The sequence below is a fragment of the Ruminococcus albus AD2013 genome (assembly GCF_000526775.1).
GTDB classification, from domain to species: Bacteria; Bacillota; Clostridia; order Oscillospirales; family Ruminococcaceae; genus Hominimerdicola; species Hominimerdicola alba_A.
On the sequence record NZ_JAGS01000001.1, the window covers coordinates 851,234 to 871,791 of the forward strand.

General features: G+C 42.3%; 18 protein-coding genes and 1 other annotated feature. Of the genes, 11 read left to right on the top strand and 7 right to left on the bottom strand.

Features of this window, described 5'->3' with window-relative positions; translation table 11 throughout:
* The first annotated feature begins 6 nt into the window (after positions 1-6).
* The 9 genes from rsmB (at position 7) to N773_RS0103795 (ending at position 8,519) form a co-directional block, all read left to right on the top strand.
* On the top strand, positions 7-1,302 hold the full coding sequence (rsmB, locus tag N773_RS0103755; protein ID WP_024856526.1) for a 16S rRNA (cytosine(967)-C(5))-methyltransferase RsmB: 1,296 nt from the start codon (positions 7-9) through the stop codon (positions 1,300-1,302).
* Between the two features lie 4 nt (positions 1,303-1,306).
* The gene (gene rlmN, locus N773_RS0103760) at positions 1,307-2,353 is read left to right on the top strand and encodes a 23S rRNA (adenine(2503)-C(2))-methyltransferase RlmN (protein ID WP_024856527.1); all 1,047 of its coding nucleotides are present in this window, start codon (positions 1,307-1,309) and stop codon (positions 2,351-2,353) included.
* Positions 2,354-2,371: 18 nt separating this feature from the next.
* Positions 2,372-3,100, top strand: a complete 729-nt coding sequence (locus N773_RS0103765) for a Stp1/IreP family PP2C-type Ser/Thr phosphatase (RefSeq protein ID WP_024856528.1) — start codon at positions 2,372-2,374, stop codon at positions 3,098-3,100.
* A 35-nt stretch (positions 3,101-3,135) separates the two neighbouring features.
* Positions 3,136-5,349, top strand: coding sequence for a Stk1 family PASTA domain-containing Ser/Thr kinase (gene pknB / locus N773_RS0103770; protein ID WP_024856529.1), 2,214 nt, complete (start codon positions 3,136-3,138; stop codon positions 5,347-5,349).
* A 6-nt stretch (positions 5,350-5,355) separates the two neighbouring features.
* The gene (rsgA, locus tag N773_RS0103775) at positions 5,356-6,237 is read left to right on the top strand and encodes a ribosome small subunit-dependent GTPase A (protein ID WP_024856530.1); all 882 of its coding nucleotides are present in this window, start codon (positions 5,356-5,358) and stop codon (positions 6,235-6,237) included.
* Positions 6,230-6,856, top strand: a complete 627-nt coding sequence (locus tag N773_RS0103780) for a thiamine diphosphokinase (RefSeq protein WP_024856531.1) — start codon at positions 6,230-6,232, stop codon at positions 6,854-6,856. Before rsgA ends, N773_RS0103780 begins: the two co-directional genes overlap by 8 nt.
* Positions 6,857-6,912: 56 nt before the next feature.
* The gene (spoVM, locus tag N773_RS23460; RefSeq protein WP_155250923.1) at positions 6,913-6,999 is read left to right on the top strand and encodes a stage V sporulation protein SpoVM; all 87 of its coding nucleotides are present in this window, start codon (positions 6,913-6,915) and stop codon (positions 6,997-6,999) included.
* A 164-nt stretch (positions 7,000-7,163) separates the two neighbouring features.
* A complete protein-coding gene (locus tag N773_RS0103790; RefSeq protein ID WP_024856532.1) occupies positions 7,164-7,802 on the top strand; it encodes a hypothetical protein in 639 nt (212 codons plus the stop codon).
* Positions 7,803-8,006: 204 nt separating this feature from the next.
* Positions 8,007-8,519: a zinc ribbon domain-containing protein gene (locus N773_RS0103795; protein WP_024856533.1), complete on the top strand. Its 513-nt coding sequence runs from the start codon at positions 8,007-8,009 to the stop codon at positions 8,517-8,519.
* 118 nt (positions 8,520-8,637) lie between these two features.
* Here the strand turns inward: N773_RS0103795 and N773_RS0103800 are convergent, their stop codons facing one another.
* Positions 8,638-10,302 carry a 2-isopropylmalate synthase gene (locus N773_RS0103800; protein ID WP_024856534.1) on the bottom strand — a complete coding sequence of 555 codons (1,665 nt, stop codon included), beginning with the start codon at positions 10,300-10,302 and terminating at the stop codon, positions 8,638-8,640.
* Between the two features lie 72 nt (positions 10,303-10,374).
* Positions 10,375-10,613, bottom strand: a binding site (T-box leader).
* 208 nt (positions 10,614-10,821) lie between these two features.
* Here N773_RS0103800 and galT point away from each other — a divergent pair.
* Positions 10,822-12,318, top strand: coding sequence for a UDP-glucose--hexose-1-phosphate uridylyltransferase (galT, locus tag N773_RS0103805; RefSeq protein ID WP_024856535.1), 1,497 nt, complete (start codon positions 10,822-10,824; stop codon positions 12,316-12,318).
* A gap of 41 nt (positions 12,319-12,359) precedes the next feature.
* On the opposite strand, the gene N773_RS0103810 is transcribed toward galT, so the two are convergent.
* Positions 12,360-12,962, bottom strand: coding sequence for a TetR/AcrR family transcriptional regulator C-terminal domain-containing protein (locus tag N773_RS0103810; RefSeq protein WP_155250854.1), 603 nt, complete (start codon positions 12,960-12,962; stop codon positions 12,360-12,362).
* Positions 12,963-13,117: 155 nt separating this feature from the next.
* Between N773_RS0103810 and glgB the strand changes: the two genes are divergently transcribed.
* Entirely contained in the window at positions 13,118-14,893 is a 1,776-nt protein-coding gene (glgB, locus tag N773_RS0103815; RefSeq protein ID WP_024856537.1) for a 1,4-alpha-glucan branching protein GlgB, read from the top strand.
* Positions 14,894-14,932: 39 nt separating this feature from the next.
* Here the strand turns inward: glgB and N773_RS0103820 are convergent, their stop codons facing one another.
* From N773_RS0103820 to N773_RS0103840, 5 genes are all read right to left on the bottom strand, one after another.
* Entirely contained in the window at positions 14,933-15,160 is a 228-nt protein-coding gene (locus N773_RS0103820) for a hypothetical protein (RefSeq protein ID WP_024856538.1), read from the bottom strand.
* 25 nt (positions 15,161-15,185) lie between these two features.
* Complete coding sequence (locus N773_RS19690) at positions 15,186-16,394, bottom strand: GIY-YIG nuclease family protein (RefSeq protein ID WP_024856539.1); 1,209 nt, start codon at positions 16,392-16,394, stop codon at positions 15,186-15,188.
* A gap of 14 nt (positions 16,395-16,408) precedes the next feature.
* Complete coding sequence (locus N773_RS0103830) at positions 16,409-17,560, bottom strand: phosphodiester glycosidase family protein (RefSeq protein WP_024856540.1); 1,152 nt, start codon at positions 17,558-17,560, stop codon at positions 16,409-16,411.
* Entirely contained in the window at positions 17,547-18,599 is a 1,053-nt protein-coding gene (locus N773_RS0103835; protein WP_024856541.1) for a bifunctional glycosyltransferase family 2/GtrA family protein, read from the bottom strand. Before N773_RS0103835 ends, N773_RS0103830 begins: the two co-directional genes overlap by 14 nt.
* Positions 18,600-18,671: 72 nt before the next feature.
* Complete coding sequence (locus N773_RS0103840) at positions 18,672-20,324, bottom strand: spermidine synthase (protein ID WP_024856542.1); 1,653 nt, start codon at positions 20,322-20,324, stop codon at positions 18,672-18,674.
* Positions 20,325-20,558: the final 234 nt, after the last annotated feature.

Here is a 20,558-nt window from a genome sequence, read left to right on the forward strand (position 1 = left end):
TAAATTTTGGGAAATACTAGGTGGTATACAGTCAGGCTGCTGACAAAGCTTGATGAAAACAATTCATACTCCAATATCCTGCTTGACGAATCGCTTAGCAAAAGTGATTTCGACAAGCGGGACAAGAAATTCATTTCGGCACTGTTTTATGGAGTTCTTGAAAGACGTCTGACCCTTGATGCGATAATCGCCGACCTTTCAAAGAATCCCAAGAACAAGCTGAATTACACACTCAGGAATATCCTGCGCTGCGGGCTTTATCAGCTGAAATACATGGATTCCGTACCTGATAATGCAGCTGTTGATGAATCTGTTGAATTGGCCAAAAAGTGCAGAAATCCTGCATCTGCGGGCTTTACAAATGGTCTGCTCAGAGAGTTCATCAGGCGTGAAAAGGCACTTCCGAAGAATAATAACGAGATTGATCGTTTGTCTCTGGAGTATTCATGTCCGAAATGGCTTGTTGCTAAATGGATGAAAGAATGCGGCAAGGATAAGTGCTTGTCACTTCTTGAAACTTCGCTGGGACAGGCTCCTACAACTATCAAGATAAATAACTTGATGGGTAGCGTTGATGAAACGCTTGATATGCTTCTTGCCGAGGGCGTTACTTTTGAGCGTTCCAAAATGCTTGAATATGCTGTAAATGTTGCTAATGCAGGTGCTATCGAAAAGACCGAAGCATACAAGCAGGGAAGATTCCATGTGCAGGATCTTGCAAGTCAGCTTTGCTGCAAAACACTTGATCCTCAGCCCGGAGATACAGTTCTTGATCTGTGTTCTGCACCCGGCGGAAAGACATTCACTATCGCCGAGATGATGAATAACGATGGAAGAGTTCTGGCATTTGATCTTCACCCCAACAGGGTAAAGCTGATACGTTCAGGTGCCGAAAGGCTGGGGCTGACCTGTGTTAGAGCTGATGTTAACAATGCAAAGGTCTTTAATCCCAATCTGCCCTTGGCAGACAGAGTGCTTGTTGACGCTCCCTGCTCGGGACTTGGGGTTATACGCCGTAAGCCCGAGATCAAGTACAAAGATCCTGCTGAATTTGACAGATTACCTGTTATTCAAGCAGAAATACTTGACACAGCGTCGAGGTATGTAAAGGTAAACGGTTTACTGGTCTATTCGACATGTACGGTTTCAAAAGCAGAAAATGAAGAAGTCGTTAAACAGTTCCTTGCTTCTCATGAGGATTTTGAGCCTGCTGATAGTAATGATGCATTCATGCAGACCATTACCCCGGATATGTATGGTTCTGACGGTTTCTTCATCGCTAAACTAAGGCGTCGGAGGTGAATATATGGTCGCTTACGACGAGAACGGAAAGATCGATATTTTAGGTCTGCTTCCCGAGGAACTTGAGGAGCAGATACTTCTTGCGGGAGAAAAGAAATTCCGCGCTAAACAGATATTTGAATGGCTTCATGTCAAAAGAGTCGATAGTTTTAGTAAAATGACTAATCTATCTGTACAATTGCGGGAAAAGCTAGAAAAAATATTTTGTTTAAAATCACTATTTATCGTAAAAAGACTTGAAAGTAACACCGATAATACTGTAAAATATCTGTATAGGCTTCCTGACGGGAACCATGTTGAGACTGTTATCATGGAGTATAACTACGGCAATACTGTCTGTGTTTCTACGCAGGTGGGCTGTAAGATGGGGTGCAGATTCTGCGCATCGACTATCGCTGGGTACAAGAGAGATCTTGCTTCCTCCGAGATACTTCTCCAAATATACGAAGCAGCAAGGGACAGCGGCAGGAAGATAACGGGTGCTGTGCTTATGGGTATCGGCGAACCGATGGATAATTTTGACAATGTAGTAAATTTCCTGAAAGTGCTTTCCTGTGAACAGGGAACTAATATGTCTCTGAGACACGTTTCTGTTTCAACTTGTGGGATAGTGCCGAGGATCTACGAACTTGCTGAGATGAAACTAGGCATAACTCTGTCGATCTCACTCCACGCTTCAAATAATAAGAGCAGAAGTGAGATAATGCCCGTTAACAATAAGTATGATATAAACGAACTTCTGACCGCGTGCAGGTATTACTTTAAGGTCACGGGCAGAAGGATTTCTTTTGAATATGCGCTTATTGATGGTCACAATGATAAGCAGTCAGATGCGGAAGAACTTGCCGCTCTGCTCAAAAATTTTGTGTGCCATGTGAATATTATTCCTGTTAATAAGATCAAAGAACGCAATTATAAGTCTGACAGGAAGGCGGCGGAAAAATTCCGTATGCGTCTTGAAAAATTAGGTCTTAACGCGACAGTCCGCAGAACGCTTGGTTCTGATATCGACGCTGCCTGCGGTCAGCTGAGGCGGGAATATGAAATATGAAGAAAGGCGGTGAGCTGTATGTTTCTGGCATTTGGTACGGATATAGGTCAAAAGAGAGAAGAGAATCAGGATAGAGTAAGAGTCGAGGTTCTTGGCGATAATATGTGCATCGCTGCTGTTTGTGACGGTATGGGCGGTGCAGCTTCTGGTGCAGTTGCAAGTCAGCTTGCTGTTGACAGTTTTATCGAAAGGGTCAAGGAGAATTTCAGACCCGATATGAACAGTAATTCTATCAGAAATCTTTTGCTCAATGCCGTTCATTACGCAAATACCTGTGTATATGAAAAAAGCATAGAGGATATAGATAAGAACGGGATGGGTACAACCTGCGTTGCTGCTTTGGTCATTGACAAGAACATATACATTGTCAATGTGGGTGACAGCCGCGGTTATCTGTTGACAAAAGACGGCATTGACCAGATCACCACAGATCATACTTATGTCGAAGTGCTCAGGCGAAGCGGTCAGATAACAGATGAAGATGCTAAGACCCACCCTATGAGAAATGTGATCACCAGGGCAGTGGGTGTTGAACCCGATGTCGAGGTCGATTATTTCGAACGCTATGAAGAGGGCAATTTTGCTGTTGTGCTTTGTTCTGACGGTTTGTCGGGGTATTGCAGTGATGAACTTATATACTGCACTGTTTTCGGGAATAATCTCGATGAGGCAGTAAAAAAGCTCATCGACCATTCAAACGAATGCGGAGGCAAAGATAATATAACCGCTGCTATAGTGGCCAACTGATGAGACAATAAAATAATATTTAGGAGTTGAATAAAATGGATTCTAATATCGGTAAGAAGCTGGATGGCAGATATGAAATTACCGAGCTTATAGGCGTAGGCGGAATGGCTGATGTCTATAAGGCACAGGACGTAATGGAAGACCGTCCTGTGGCTGTAAAGATCCTTAAACCCGAGTTTTCGGGCGACGAGGAGTTCCTGAGAAGATTCAGGAATGAGAGCAAGGCTATCGCAGTGCTGTCTCACCCTAATATCGTCAAGATATACGATGTGGGCTTCACTGATGAGATACAGTTCATCGTGATGGAATACATCGACGGTATCACGCTGAAAGAGTTTATTGAACAGCAGGGTGTACTGAAATGGAAAGATGCACTGCACTTCATCACACAGATACTGAGAGCTTTGCAGCACGCTCATGACAAGGGCATCGTTCACAGGGATATCAAGCCGCAGAATATCATGCTGTTTACAGACGGCACGATAAAGGTCATGGACTTCGGCATCGCAAGATTTTCCAGGATCGACGGCAAGACCCTTTCTGATAAGGCAATAGGCTCTGTTCACTATATATCTCCCGAGCAGGCACAGGGTGATATGACCGATGAAAGATCGGATATCTATTCCGTTGGCGTTATGCTTTATGAGATGCTTACAGGAAGAAAGCCTTTTGACGGTGATACTGCTGTGAATGTTGCTCTTAAGCATATGCAGGAGATGGCTGTACCTCCCAGAGAGATAATGCCCTCCATTCCCGAAGCTCTTGAAGAGATCGTTTATCATGCAATGGAGAAGCAGCCCGCTCAGCGTTATCAGTCTGCAGCAGAGATGATTAGGGATATCGATACCTTCAAGCTCAATCAGTCGGTAGTATTCGGTTACAAGGAAGGCTCTGCACCTGTGGTCGACAATGTAGGGTTCTATCCTGTGAATAATCAGAACAGAAAAGCTGTTATCGATGATAATTATAATGATTATGACGATGATTATGATGACGATTACGATGATGAAGATTATGATGACGAAGATGACGACGATGATTATTATGAGCCACAGAAGAAGCGCTCATATGTAGTTCCGATACTTCTGGCGGTTACTGTTGCAGTCGTTATCGTAGCAGCGATCATAATTGGCTGGACTGTTATCAAGACTTTCACAAAGGGTAATACCGGTACTGGAATACACACAAGTACTGTTGTGCTGCCTAACTTTGAAGGAGAGAATATAGTTCAAGTTAAACAGGACTGGGACGATAAACTTAAAATCGAGGTTCAGGATGAGTACAATAATGATTACGAAGAGGGTATCATCTTCTGGCAGAGCCAGACAGCAGGTAAGACCGTTAAGGAAGGGTTCACTATCACTCTTAAGGTAAGCCGCGGCAAGCAGATGGCAATTATCCCTGATGTTTCTGGTTCTGAATCCGAAGTTGCAGAGAGCGAACTGAGAGCTGCAAAGTTTACAGTCGTTCTGAGAAGCAAATACGATGATAATGTTGCTGAAGGTATAGCTATTGGCACAGAACCTGCTGCAGGTACTGAATTTGCTCTCGAAGGTGCAGTTACACTTTACATCAGCAAGGGTCCTCTGGATACTCAGGTAAAGGTACCTAACGTTGTTGGCCTTACCAAGGAGAAGGCTATCACGATCCTCAAGGAGAACAAGCTGAAAGCAAATGTTCAGGATCTGCCTCATGACGGTGATAAGGGCAAGGTAATAGATCAGTCAGTTGAACCCGACAGAAGAGTTGAGAGAGATTCCGAAGTTACGATCTACGTTTCCACTGGTGAGACCGATCCCGTTGACCTGACGATCAGTATTCCTATGCCGGATGGTCTGCACGGTGCATACTCGCTGCAGGGTTTTGTAAACGGTAATGTTCGTTATACTCAGTCCATCTCCAACGGCGAAACTGTTGCAGGTGGTGCGATAACAATGGATATCTCAGGTAAGAAGACTGAGACTATCACAGTATCCATCAGAAATGAGGAAACAGGCAAGTCTGTAAACTACGCAGTATTTAATGTAAACTACGAAAAGAAGACTGCTGAACTTAATGGTTCGCTGAATAAGGATGGTCTGCTTGCTATCACACCAAATGTGAAGGAAGAGTCTTCAAAACCTGAGGAAAGCTCATCGCAGCCTGATACACCGGAGCCTCCTCAGCCTGACAATCCTGAGCCACCACAGTCGGACGACAGTTCACAGGCTGATGTGCCGCCCGTTGACAACGGCGAAACCACTTATTAAGTTTATATGACAGGTATTATAACGAAAGCAATCGGAGGTCTCTACACTGTAGATGCCTCCGACGGCATATTTGAATGTAAAGCACGAGGTATTTTCAGAAAGAAAAAAATATCCCCGATGTGCGGCGATAATGTTATCATATCAGAGGATAAGGACGGCTGTGTAATTGAGGAGATACTTCCCAGACGTTCCGAGCTTATAAGACCGCCTCTGGCTAATCTCGATCTTCTGGTTTTTATATCGTCTACTGTCGAGCCTAAACCTAATACGCTTCTGCTGGATAAATTCATTGCGATCGCAGAATTCAAAAAGATAAAGCCTATTGTGGTATTCACCAAAGTGGATAAGCGTTCGGGTGATGAACTTGCAGCTGTATACCGCAGCGTGGGAATTGATGTTTTTGAATGTGATAATGTAACCGGCGAGGGAAGTGCCGAAGTCAGAGCTGCATTGCAGGGCAAGCTTTCAGCCTTTACAGGTAATACCGGTGTGGGAAAGTCCTCTCTGTTAAACAATATGTATCCCGAGCTTGGTCTTGCCACAGGTGAGATAAGCAAAAAACTTGGAAGGGGCAGACATACTACACGCCATGTTCAGCTGTATAAGCTTGAGGGTGGCGGATATATCGCAGATACCCCTGGTTTTTCTTCCTTTGATACTAACAGGTACGACATCATCTTTAAGGATAAGCTGGCAGATTGCTTTATCGAATTTGCAGAATATACAGATAAATGCCGCTTCCCTGATTGCAGCCATACTAAGGAAAAGGGCTGTGCAGTTATTGAGGCTGTTAAGGCTGGTAAGATACCGCATTCGAGGTTCGATAGCTATCTGCAAATGTATGAGGACGCCAAGCAGCTAAAAGAATGGGAGTATAAAAATGATTGACACCTGTGTTATCTTTGCTGGCGGCGACCCTGTCAGACCCGAAACTATTGACCGTTCTATTATTGAAAAAGCCTATGTTATATGTGCTGACAAGGGATTTGCCTTGGCGGAATCTCTTGGGTTAAAAGCGGATATTGTACTGGGTGATTTTGATTCCCTGAACTACACTCCAACAGGTGACAAGGTATTGTGCTTTCCGCCTGAAAAGGATGATACAGATCTGATGCTAGCTGTAAATAAGGCATTGGAGATGGGTGCTGAAAATATAGTCATCTACGGAGCCTGCGGCGGCAGGATAGACCATATGATCGGCAATATTGCCTGTCTTGCGCTTATTGCTGAAAAAGGCGCTAAGGGAACTATCATAGGCGATAATGACATCATATCACTGTATATGCCTTGTGAGTTTTCAGTTGCGTATAAAGAGGGATTCTCGCTTTCGCTGTTTGCCTATTCGCGTGAAGTCAGTGGTCTTACAATAAGCGGTGCAAAATATTCTGTCGATAACTGCACTCTTACCGATTCGGTAACACTTGGTGTTTCAAATGAGATCATTCCGCCTGAAGCTAAAATATCCTTTTCAGAAGGCAGACTGCTTGTGATACAATCCAGATTGTAACCAATATTCCGTTTTATGAATAGTATGTATTACCACACAACAGGGAGGTAATACTTATGAAAGTCGTAATTGTTAAAAGCCCCCGCCTGATTTCGGGACTGCTGAAAATGATCTTTGGTATCAGCAAAGAAGACAGTATGTAAAATCTGACGCTTTACGTTGGCAGTAAAAAGAAGTTTATTTATAGTTACGGCTGTGCAGGGACGTTCTGTGCAGCTGTTTTCTTTTATTCAGATAGTTGACGATTCTGACGTTGTATGCTATACTTTGTCTTAATCAGATTGATCTCTTCAACAGGAGGAAAATTATGGGATTTTTCACAGTAGGTTATTATATATGTAAATACAGCAAATGCCCCGATTACCTCGGCTTTGGCGGAAATCATTTCATCTCTGTCAGCGATTGTCTTTGCGACCATGAACCAGCTGTTACAAAAACTCACGGCTGGGAAAGGGAAGGTGACATGCCCGAATACCTCGCAAAGCTTGGAATTGACCGCGATTCATATCTTACTTACAGTGAGGAAGTCAACAAACTGTTCAATGATAATAAACTCTTCATGGACGGCAGATTCTTGTATTTCAGCGATGCTAAATATTTCTATGAAAAGTATTTCTCAAACGGCAGATATGCTTTCGTTCGTGTCAGGGCAGACAAGTCATACAAAAACTTGTTTGCAGAGGATATCCCTCTTCCCGAATATGAGGATTATGATGTCGCCTACGAAAAATTAGGTTGTGACGTTATTGGGTGGGATATGGGTGGATTTCACTCTTTCCTTTGCAACAGTTTGCAGGAGCTGTTCGCAGACCTATGTTTCACCGAAAACGGTCTAGCCGATGTCAGTTACGCTGAAGCAGAAAAGATGGCAGATAAAATAATCGAAGACGGCAGAGGTGAACCGGTAGAATGGCTGCCTGTCACGATAGATATGATTCTTCTTTGAATGTATATACTGCTAAATAATACACATATTTTTAGCAGTATAATTGTTGAAGAAGGCAGTACAAGGGAGTTAATTGTCATTTATCTTATGACATATGACGAATAAAAGCAGATTTTTTAAAAATAACTGATTTTAGTATTGACAAACATTCTAAAAATTAGTATAATAATATTACAGAATTATTTATCTTTGGAGGTAAAGACAATGAACTCAATTAAAGGATTTATGAACGGACTGTATAAGATAGTAGGACCTGCTGTAAACGTACTGTTTGCACTGTTCGCTACAATTGCTGGTAACTGTGGTTTTCAGGCTTTAAAAGCAAGTAAGAATGCTATTACTGCATCTAATATCTTCAGTATTGTAGCATCCATTGAAGGCAAGGGAGTTGCACCTAAGGAAGAGGGTACAGGTTTCATCACTTTCTTACAAGTTCTGTTCTGGATAGTAGCTGTTATCTACATCGGCTGCAAGGTTCTTGAGCTGCTGAATGCATTAAATGAGAATCCCGGTGCATTAAAGTCTCTGAAGCCCGCTGGTGCTCCTGCACAGAACACTTTTGCACAGCCTCAGTTCAACCAGCCTGCTCAGGCTATTCCTCAGCCTACAGCTGCTCCTGCTGCAAATGCAGGCGCTGAAAGATTCTGCACACAGTGTGGTGCTAAGGTTCCCGCCGGTAACGCTTTCTGCACAGGCTGCGGCGCTAAGATGGACTAATTGAATAGAAGATCAGAGCGGTCCTTTGACCGCTCTTTTTTTTCTTACAGATATATTTCGGTAATATAAAAAACTCCTGCGCATTTATTTACGCAGGAGCTGATTATTTATGGATAAATTACTTATTCATCGCGTTGTTGATAGCAGATACAAGTGCTTTTACAGAAGATACGATGATATCCGAATGTCTGCCGACACCCCAGAATATCTTACCGTTAACGTTGATTCCCACATATGAGCATGCCTCAGAGGTAGTTTTTCTTTCCAGTGCGTGCTCGGTATAGGTATCGACATTTATCTCCATGCCGATCTCAGCGGTCAGTGCGTTAGCCACAGCGTCAAGTCTGCCGTTGCCGTCAGCGCTGCACTCAACTGTCTTGCCATTGATAACAGCCTTGATAGAAGCACCGATGAGGTCGTCAGCCTTCTGAGTATAATGTGCTTCGTGAATATCTATCGGGGTATTTATGTTGAGGTATGTATCCTTGAAGATCTGGTGAACTTCGCTTCTGCTGAGCTCCTTGTGAGCCTTGTCTGAGATATCCTTTACCTTGTAGCCGAAGTCCTCTCTCATAGCCTTGGGGAGGTCGTAGCCGTACTGCTGCTCAAGTATATAACCTATACCGCCCTTGCCTGACTGTGAGTTGATACGGATAACATCGCCCTCGTACTCTCTGCCGACATCGTGGGGATCGATGGGGAGATAAGGACAAGTCCAGTGCTTGTCGTCCTTTTCTTCACGCCACTTCATGCCCTTTGCAATAGCGTCCTGATGTGAGCCTGAGAATGCAGCGTATACCAGAGAACCTGAGTAAGGCTGTCTGTCATAAACTTTCATTCTTGTTACTCTCTCATAAAGCTCGATGAGTGAGGGGAGATCGGTAAAATCAAGGTTCGGCTCAACACCGTGTGTGTACATATTCAGTGCGAGAGTAACGATATCAACGTTACCTGTCCTTTCGCCGTTGCCGAAGCAGGTACCCTCAACTCTGTCACCGCCTGCAAGCAGACCAAGTTCGGTGTCAGCGATGCCTGTACCTCTGTCGTTGTGGGGGTGGAGTGAGATTATCAGGTTCTCTCTGTTGTGGAGCGTCTCACACATATATTCTACCTGCTGAGCGTATACATGGGGCAGTGACATCTCAACTGTAACAGGAAGGTTGATGATGACCTTGTTATCAGCATCGGGCTCCCATATATCGATAACAGCATTGCATATCTCAGCGGCGAACTCGGGCTCTGTGCCTGTGAAGCTTTCAGGTGAGTACTCAAATGTTATATGACCCTTAGCGTGTTTCTTGTACTCCTTACAGAGCTCTGCACCTGTGGTAGCGATCTTGATGATCTCTTCCTTTGACTTGCGGAAAACCTGCTCTCTCTGTGCAACAGAGGTGGAATTGTAAAGATGAACGACTGCGTGCTTTGCACCGTCGATAGCTTCAAATGTTTTCTTGATTATATGTTCTCTCGACTGAGTAAGTACCTGTATGGTAACATCGTCGGGTATCATATTTTTCTCAATAAGTGTGCGGCAGAATTCATATTCTGTCTCGGATGCGGCAGGGAAGCCTATCTCTATCTCCTTAAAGCCGATATCTACCAGCTTCTTAAAGAATTCCAGCTTTTCTTCAAGGCTCATGGGGATTATAAGCGCCTGATTGCCGTCTCTAAGGTCGACCGAGCACCATGCGGGGGCATGATCGATATAATCTTTTTCAGCCCATTTCATACATTTTACGGGAGGCATATAATATCCTCTTGCATACTTTTCTGCGTTTTTCATCTGTGATTCCTCCTATATATGATCCATATTTTGATGCGTATCTTGAAAATAAAATAAGCCCGTCCCTTTAAAACAAGAGACGAGCATAATTACTCGTGTTACCACTCCGATTCATGCACAGCTCACACTGTACACCTCTGCCGCATCAATTAATGCGCCTCTCTGTAACGGGAGAATCCCGGGCACAGCTACTGAATGTTCACCATACCGGCTCAAGGACGAGTTATCGCGCTATTGAACTGCTGTCTCTCACCAAACGACAGCTCTCTGAAAGTTCCGCAAAGCGTATTTTTTCCTCTCAACGCCATTATTCATATCACAAATTAATTATATTATATTTATCCCTCATTGTCAAGGCTTGACGGGTTTATTTAACACTTTTTTAATATCTGACTTTAAAACTTCCATTAATTTATGTTATTTCACATTTTTTTATTGACTTTAGGCAAGTTTTATAATATAATAATTTTAATATAAGTATAACATAAACACGGAATGATATAGGACAGGAGTGATATTATGATAAACGACAGCATCAAAAAGCTTGTAACTTATGGTCTTGAAAATGGGCTTTTAGAGCCTAGTGATAAGATCTGGGCAACTAACCGTCTGCTTGAAGCATTATCGCTAGATGAATACGATGAGCCGAAGGAAGAATACAAGGATATCGACCTCGAAAACACCCTTGCTGAACTGCTTGAATACGCCTGCGAAAATGGTCTGTGCGAAGATACAGTTGTTCACCGTGACCTTTTTGATACCAAGCTTATGGGTCTTATCACACCGCGTCCATCTGAGGTCGAGAGAATTTTCGCTGAGAAGAAAGCAATATCCCCGCAGACAGCAACAGACTGGTTTTATAAATTCTCCCAGGATACGGATTATATCAGAAGATATCGGATCAGCAGAGATGTTAAATGGAAGACATCTACCGAGTACGGCGAGCTGGATATAACTATCAATCTTTCAAAGCCCGAAAAAGACCCTAAAGCTATTGCGGCGGCAAAGCTGGCAAAGCAGTCTGGCTATCCTAAGTGTTTGCTTTGCTATGAGAATGTAGGCTATGCAGGAAGGATAAATTCACCTGCAAGGCAGAACCACCGTGTTATCGGTGTGACCATAGACGGCTCCGAATGGGGCTTGCAGTATTCGCCATATGTTTACTATAATGAGCATTGCATACTTTTTAATAAGACTCACACACCAATGGTCATTAACAAGTCTGCGTTCAATAAGCTGTTTGACTTTGTTGAGCAGTTCCCGCACTACTTCGTTGGTTCCAATGCTGACCTTCCTATCGTCGGGGGCTCTATCCTTTCACATGAACATTTTCAGGGCGGACATTACGAGTTCCCAATGGCTAAGGCAGAAGTTGAGCGTAAGGTCATATTCAAAGGATATGAAAACGTTGATGCGGGTATCGTCAAATGGCCGATGTCAGTAATAAGGCTCAACAGCAGTGATAGGGAAGCCCTTGTTGAACTTGCGGACAAGATACTCAATCTCTGGCGCGGCTACACTGACGAAGGCGCTTTCTTATTCGCCGAAACGGACGGAGAACCACACAACACGATAACCCCTATCGCTCGTATGCGCAATGGCAGATATGAGATGGACTTAGTTCTCAGAAATAACATCACCACTAAAGAACACCCGCTGGGTGTTTATCACCCTCATGCTGAACTTCACCATATCAAGAAAGAGAATATTGGTCTTATTGAAGTAATGGGACTTGCGGTTCTGCCCTCACGTCTTAAATCAGAGATGGAAAAGCTCGCGGAAGCGTTAGTAAATGGTGCTGATATTCGTTCCGATGAAGTTCTTTCCAAGCACGCCGATTGGGCTGATGAATTATGCAAAAAGTACACTTTCAATGCAGAAAATGTAGATAGCATACTCAAAGATGAAATTGGCAAAATCTTTGCGAAAGTTCTTGAACATGCAGGCGTCTATAAGCGTGATGAAAAAGGCGCTGCGGCATTTGGCAGGTTTGTGGCATATGTCAATGCAAGATAACATAAAAAGCACGGCAGGAAACTTCTGCCGTGCCTGTGCTATCACAGATTTTCGATAAATCCTTTACCGATGCTGACATTCTCAAATGCCAGTTCTTTCATCTGGAGCATGACTGTGTGTGGAGATATCTTCATTCCCTGAGCTGCCCAGTCGATTATCATTCCGCAGAATCCATGGGAATAGAAATCTGCAAAGAATTTCGCCTTATCGCTGCGCTTGCGGGTGTTTGCTACCGCATGATAAAAGAATCTCAGGAATAAACGGTGCATACTCTGATAAAGATATTTTTCAAAAGTCTTTTCATTGCTGCGCAGAGTATTGGAATAGAATTTTTTATCCTTCTGCATATTTTCAAGAAATCCCTCCAGACGTTCATACCAGTTATCGTAGTTTACACCTCTGGTGATGTTCTTGAAAAGCTCATTGTAGTAGATATATGACAAAAGCTCTTCCTTATCCTGAAAATGATAATAGAAGGACTGTCTGTTCATTCCGCAAAAACCTGTTATCTCGGATATGGAGATCTTCTCGTAATCCTTTTGTGTGCAAAGTTCTTTCAGTGCGCTGCACAGCGCTGATTTGGTTATAGTTGATGTTGACATCTGCTGTATCCTTTCGTGGCATATAACAACATAAATATCCACATTTATCCCGACCGCAGAGAATATATCTTGTTGTAGCGGTAAGTCTAAGTTAAAATCTTATTGTCGTTTACTATAATTCAACAATATAATTATATCACAAATCCAAAAAAATTCAAGTAATTTTGGTAAATTATTTTTAAGGATGTGCATTATTAATGATCATCAATGATTTTTTAGAAGGTCATAGCCTTACAGCTTATGAATATTTTGGTGCGCATTTTGTCGATAGGGGAGTGCGTTTTGCGACATATGCCCCTAATGCGCGGAATGTCACACTGATGCTCAACGGCGGTGAATACGAAATGAACCGTCTTGACAGTGGTGTGTGGGAAACTGTCCGCCCTGCTGAAAATGGAGATATCTATCAGTTCATAATAACCACCCAGGCACTTCAGAAGCATTACCGTTCTGACCCCTTTGCTTTTTACAGCGAAGTCAGACCGAAGAACGCTTCTATCATATATGATTTGAACTGCCATGACTGGCATGACAGCGAATGGATGACAAAGCGTGATAAATGCTATGATAAGCCTATGAATATCTACGAGATACATTTCGGCTCATGGCGCACAAAATTCGACAGCGAGAACGATGACCGTTTTTATACCTATGATGAAATGGCTGATATCCTTATACCATATGTAAAGGATATGGGCTATACACACATCGAGATAATGCCCCTTACTGAGCACCCCTATGACGGTTCATGGGGCTATCAGGTCACAGGTTATTATTCTGCCACTTCGCGATACGGTGACCCTGCGGGACTAATGCGCTTTATTGATGCCTGCCATCAGGCGGATATCGGCGTTATACTTGATTTTGTACCAGTGCATTTTGTAACGGATTTTTTTGCACTTCATATTTATGACGGCGGATTTCTTTTTGAGTCCGACAGGGAAGAGGAAAGGTTCTCCGAATGGGGAACAGCACTTTTTGATTACAGCAAACCTCATGTCCTCAGTTTTGTAAAGTCGTCCATCAATTTCTGGATAGAAAAATACCATGTTGACGGTCTGCGGTATGATGCGGTGGCAAATCTTATTTTCAAGCACGGCAGGCGCGATGAACCTCTCAACGATACAGGCATATGGTTCCTTAAAAATACCAACTATGCTATACAGAAACGTCACCCCGATGTGATGCTTTTTGCCGAGGATTCTACAGATCAGACTAAAGTTACTGCTCCCGTTGAATTCGGGGGACTTGGTTTTGATTATAAATGGGATCTCGGATTCATGCACGATACCATTAACTACATCAAAACTCCGCCTTATGAGCGCCGTGCTCATCACTCAAAAATGACATTCTCCATGAGCTATTTCTATAACGATCTTTTTATTCTTCCTTATTCTCACGATGAAGTTGTTCACGGCAAGAAAACTATGCTGGACAAATGTTTCGGAAGTCATGAAGAAAAGATAGCCACGATAAAGTGTTTGTATACTTTTCAATTCGGGCACCCCGGAAAAAAATTGAATTTCATGGGCAACGAGATTGCTGAGTATATGGAATGGCGTCCCGAGAAAGAACTTGGCTGGAATCTGCTGACTTATCCTGCACATGATTCAGTTCACCACTACATAAAAGAACTACACCATATTTATCTCAACGAACAAGCACTCTATGAGAATGACTACAATGCGGGTCATTTCCGCTGGTGCGATGCCAATAACAGCAATCAGTCAATCTACGCTTTTATCAGGCGCGATAATTACGGAAAGGGTATATACTTCGTGTTCAATTTTTCAGGACTTATGCAGAATTACATCCTGAGAGTTGAGCAAAATGGCGACTATGCCGAGATACTCAATTCCGATAAAGACATATATGCAGGTACAAACTGTCTCAATGGCGATATGAGAGCCAGTAACTATTCGCTGAATCTTCGTCTGGCACCACTCAGCTGTGCTATAATTAAACAAAAGTAACAAAAAAACTCGGTACAAACCAGCTGTACCGAGTTTTTATCATTTGTCTTCCTTGTTTTTAAGGGCATCGTATTTCCGCTCAAAGTAGATATTCATAATCGCCGTGATAAGCGACAGCACAAGCATTATTATCATCAGCTTGTTTGAAGCCTTGCGGTTGATGAGATTCATTGTCGGGTTCATTATATCCAGCACCCAGAAAAACATAAACATTCCCACCATGACGATAGTTGCGTGGGGGAGTATCCTGACTAAACGTTTTTTCATTTTAAATCACCAAATTACATTGTATTTAGTTATCATTTAAACCATGTTCTATAGTTCCGAGTTTTTGTTTGTACAACTTTTCAGAATCAATGACTTCTATATCTTTAGCTCCGTCTGAGAAAATCTTTAAAATCGTAAATCTGAAGCTCTTGTATCTTTCGGGATGCTTTTTTAGTAGCTCAATCATTTTTTTATTTCCGCCATGATGTGAGTTAGCATATATTGCCCAGCGCCCTAAAATTCCATTATCGCCATAAGCAGAACCAACATATTGTTTGCCGTCTGTTGTATCGACTATTAGATATACACCTTTAACCTTTGATAGCGCATTGTAATGCTCCTCATAAGCGCCCATTCCCATATCATTTACGATTTCTTGCAATTCATCAAACGAATAAATAGCGTTTTCATATCCCTTAAACGGAATCTTATTGTTGTTATGGATTGAGACTATAGGTTTATTTTTTGTTGCTGATTGATACCATGATTGAGTTGATGTTCCCCAATCAATAATAAGTCCATCTTTTAAATCGGAAAAAAGATCTGTTTCTTCGAGTTCATACAAATTAGCGTCCTCAGAATACATTTCAGGACAAGGAAAACCGGTTGGCATTTTATGTTCAGAAACTGGTGAAAATCCCTTAAATTTATACACGCAATATAGTTTTGCATTCGTTCCTGTTGTACCAATGAACACCATCCAATATTTGGAGTTTTTTAGCATTGTTTTGTTTTTGCCCTGAATCTGAGTGTATTCTTTTATGAAGCCATTTTGATAGCACTGTTTGCAGTGCTCGCGGCTCAATACATGACGTATCATTACAACATCTTCGGGTTTTATACCGTTATTCTTCAGTAGATCGGAAAGCAGAATTCTCGTTTTGAATGGCTCGGCGCTTGTTATTTTGTGAAGATGCACACATAGTTCTTCGAGTTTACCGCTTTCGATTGCTTTAGCAAGTATTCCTTCACAGAAACGTTCACCCCTGATGATAGCAGTCAATCGTGTCAGCGTTTCATCTCTAGTTAGTTCTGATACGTTTTTCTGTTTTATCTGCTCGATATTATCAATATAGTCTTTATCTGCTATATTTAATGTACCGAATTGATTTATCCAATTCAAAACTTCATCGCTGTATTTAGGATGAGATAAGTTACCGTTTCTATTGTCAGACCACTCGACTTTTTGAGTTTTGATTATAGGTAATGCTTGACATATTTCATTGATCTCCATTGCCGTGAACTCCTTTATTTTCCGATATAGATTATATCGCTTATCTCGCGTCCTCTGTCGGGAATATTCACAAGTTCGCCCTCATATACCATCATAGCCGAACAGCCACCATCAAGATTATATGCGGTGGTACAGCCCTCGTCAGACATTATAGCCGCAAGTTCGCTGAGGGTAACGCCCTTGGAATATCCGGGGTCTCTTCCGTCAACTGTGACTATCTTGTAGTGTCCCGGCTCGATATAGCCTATGGCTGAACGTGGATTTGCACTATTGAGATAGGTGGTGGTGTTGAAGCTTTCAAGCACACCGTCCTTGCCGTCAAGAAGCATTGGTCCGAAGCACCACGCCTGCCATACGCCTTGTGCCAGTACAGCCTCGGTATCGAATTCTTCATAGGTGTAAGTCTTCATCTCGCCGTTTGTGAACAGAACACAGATGTCAACATCGTTAAGGTTGTCACGGTATTTTATTCCGTTGCGGACAACGATACCTTCCTCAGAGTTGCCGTAGAAATCGCCGTTAACTGCGAACACCGCATTGTTCTCAGATGCCATATTGAAAATGCTGTCCTTGATATTCTTACCGTATGTGTCCTTTGCAAGACCTGTTTTCAGTACGTCAACGCTGGTTACATATATATCAGCCGAATAATAAGTTATCTTATCATCGCCGTCGCCGAACCACTTTTTGTCGATATAGATTACTGCGTCATCGCCCTCATAGGTCACAACTCTTTCCGCTTGCACATCAGCATTAAGAACGGATTCTATCAGATTATTGTCGGCGGTATATTCATCGGTATCGGTGTTATCGTACCAGTTTTCCTTTGTATGTTCATGATGTTCCTTTTTCTTTTTTTCGGGACTGCTGCTTTCTTCGGAAACACTTTCGGTATTGGAACTGTTATCCTGTGAAAGATCATTGTTATCATCTTTGCTATCGCCATCGACAGTGTGTTCTTCCTGTTCGTCACTATTTTTGCCTGATTTTGGCAGTGCAAAGCTTGTCTTGTTGGCGCTGTCAACTTCAGCAACTACTGTGCCTTTGGTGTTTGCACTGTGGGGCATAACATAATCAAAAAGCATGAAAGTTCCCACAGCCGCGCAAACAAGCAGCGTATCTGTCAGTATCATTCCCCAGACAGGCATTCTTTTATTTTTGCTCATCAGTAGTCAGACCTTTCTTTTTAAATACAAAACTGCGCTGTGCTGTCCAGCTGAATAAGAACAGCAGAACTTCAACTATTATTTTTGCAATGTATTCGTTTTTGATAACGTACTTTACGATAAGATCCAGAAGGAAAGTGTTAACAGCAAGTATCACAGCTGCAAGTGCAAAATATTTCAGCGCCGTTTTATAGATCTTTTCCTTGTTTTTGAAAACCACCTTTTTGTTCAGCAGAAAATTGAATATCGAGCTGAACACTCTTGCAATCACGTTTGAAAGCTTTATGCTCCCGCTTAATGCGAATATCACCGAATATAGAACATAATCAACGCAGAAACTAAGCAGGGAAGAGCATGAGAATTTGAGAATATCTTTATAAATTCTGAATGAATCTTTTATCGGATTGAAATGTGAGCTCTTGTTTTCATCAAGGTAGACAGTCTCTATGGGGACTTCATAAAAGCCGATACCGTCCCTTGCAGCTTCAAGAAGCATATTCATTTCATACTCGTATCTGTCACCCGAAAGTCCAAGCATAAAATCTGTCAGCCTGTCTGAAAATCCACGCAGACCTGTCTGAGTATCACTGACACCTACACCTGCGGCGAATTTGAATACGGCTTTTGTCATATTATTTCCGAAACGGCTTCGCAGAGGGATATCACCCTTGAAACGTCTGCATCCCATCACAAGTTTATCGGGATGTTCTTTCAGTGCATCTGCTATTCTCATGATATCCGCAGGCTTGTGCTGACCGTCAGCATCGGCGGTTATGACAGAGTAATTACCTTCGCAGGTGTTTTTGATATAAGTGAAAGCTGTTCTCAGCGCAGCACCTTTTCCGCGATTAACTTCATGTGTCAGGAGGCAAGCTTTATCTTTTATATTGTCAAATATATCCTTTTTATCGGAGCTGCTGCCGTCGTCGACAACTATCAGCTTATATGTGTTTTTTGATGATAGTTCATCAATAAGCGCTATCAGCTTTTCATCGGGTTCATAGGCAGGTATCACGATATATATGCTGTCAATATCCATTCTTATCAGTCCTTATTATTTTATATCTATGATCATAGTGTACTATACTGAACTAAAATATACTTAAAATTCTCAATTGATAAGGCCCGCGATCCCGTCTTCCTTGAATCGCTTTTTATAGTAAGTAAGTTCTTCTGAAATGAGATCATCTATGACCTGCATACCCAGAAGTTCAACGGGAGCTTTGTCATCCGTAAGGATATTTTCTCCGCCCTCATATCTTTCCATATCCATGTAAATATCTTCCATTAGTTCTTTAAGTTCCGGGTCAACAAGCTTTTGAGAAGCAGAATAAAGTCTGTCAGGCATACCTGTAAGGTCAGATGCAAAAAGCTCACGGTTAGTGGTATTATCCACCTTTACTGTGTACACATTTCCGAAAACCGAAGCGATTGTATCGCATAGGTACTCGTTTATACTGCCTTTTTTGTCAGAATGCATATTCATATTTACAACCATTACTCCCCCGGGTGCAAGGCTGTTTTTCACCAATGTAAAAAACTCTACCGTAGACATCTGGAAAGGTATGGTGATATCCTGATAAGCATCTACCATGATAACATTGTATTTAACAGCTGAACCAGGGGCTTTTCTGTTTGCACCTTTCAGTGAATTGAGAAAAGCTCTTCCGTCGTAGGTCGTCACTTTAATATCTTCATCTAGGTCGAAATATTTATGTGCGAGATCTGTTATTTTATCATCTATCTCTACGCCCTCAACTTCGATACCAGGGAAATATGCTCTGCACTGTTTGGCATATGTTCCTGTGCCCATGCCAAGGATAAGCATATTTTTTTTGCTGATATCATCACCATCGCTCATAAGGGGAGCCGCCATTGCCGTATCGTAGTAAAGTCCTGTAAGTCCGCCGTCTTTCATGTATATGGACTGTATGCCGAAAAGCACGTTAGTGGATAAAGCTGCCTGTTTGTCATCTTCTTTCACCTGAAGATAGTTGTAAACGGATTCGCCCTCGTAAGTAAGTGATCTTTCCCAGAAAGCAAAACCGAGAACTGTTCCTGTAACGCAAAAAACTATGAAAAGCACTGTGCAGACCGCCATACGGATATATCCGCGTTTGCAGGAAAAGAAATAGACCAGGCCAAGCAAAAGAAGTATGCCTGAAAAAATCAGGAATGTCACAGCTGTGCCGACTGTGGGTATTGTGACAAAAGTCGGTGCAAAAGTACCGATGATACTGCCCACTGTGTTGAATGCGCCCAGTGTGCCGACAGTCCTGCCGTTATCTTCAAGACTGTCAGTGGTATATTTTACCAATGACGGAGTTACTGTTCCAAGCAGGAACAGCGGGAATACAAATATCACCATACACGCCAGAAAAGCCGCCCATATCAGAAAATTGGTGCTTACCGTAACAACAAGCAAAGCTGAAATTCCAAGTATTACCATCTTGCCTATAAATGGTATGGCAGCTATCCATACGGCTGAAAAAAGTATCCTTTTATATAGTTTGTCGGGATCAGGGTCTTTATCGGCGCTTTTTCCGCCAAAATAGTTACCCAGTGCCATAGCTATCATGATAGTACCGATTATGATAGTCCATACTATCTGTGAAGAACTGAAATAAGGCGCCAGCAGTCTGCTGGCACCAAGTTCTACAGCCATGACTGACATACCCGCAAAAAATTCTGTAAGGTACAGATATAGTTTGCTTTTCAGAATACCTGCTGTATTTTTATTATTGCTTTTCGATTTATTTTTCATAAGTTACACTCCGTAAAAATATATACTGCATACAAAATATAGTAACATATTTTTTGCATCAAGTCAATTGAATTTTTATAAATAAAGTGATGCTCTAAAGGTTTCAGGTGTATGGTATATGTTTTTTCGGCATAATTATCCACTTGAAATCGAAAGTTCCATGTGTTATAATATTAGATGCAGGCTTTTTCCTGTTGATGTATCTTATCTGTGTATGCGGAAAGGTAACATAAT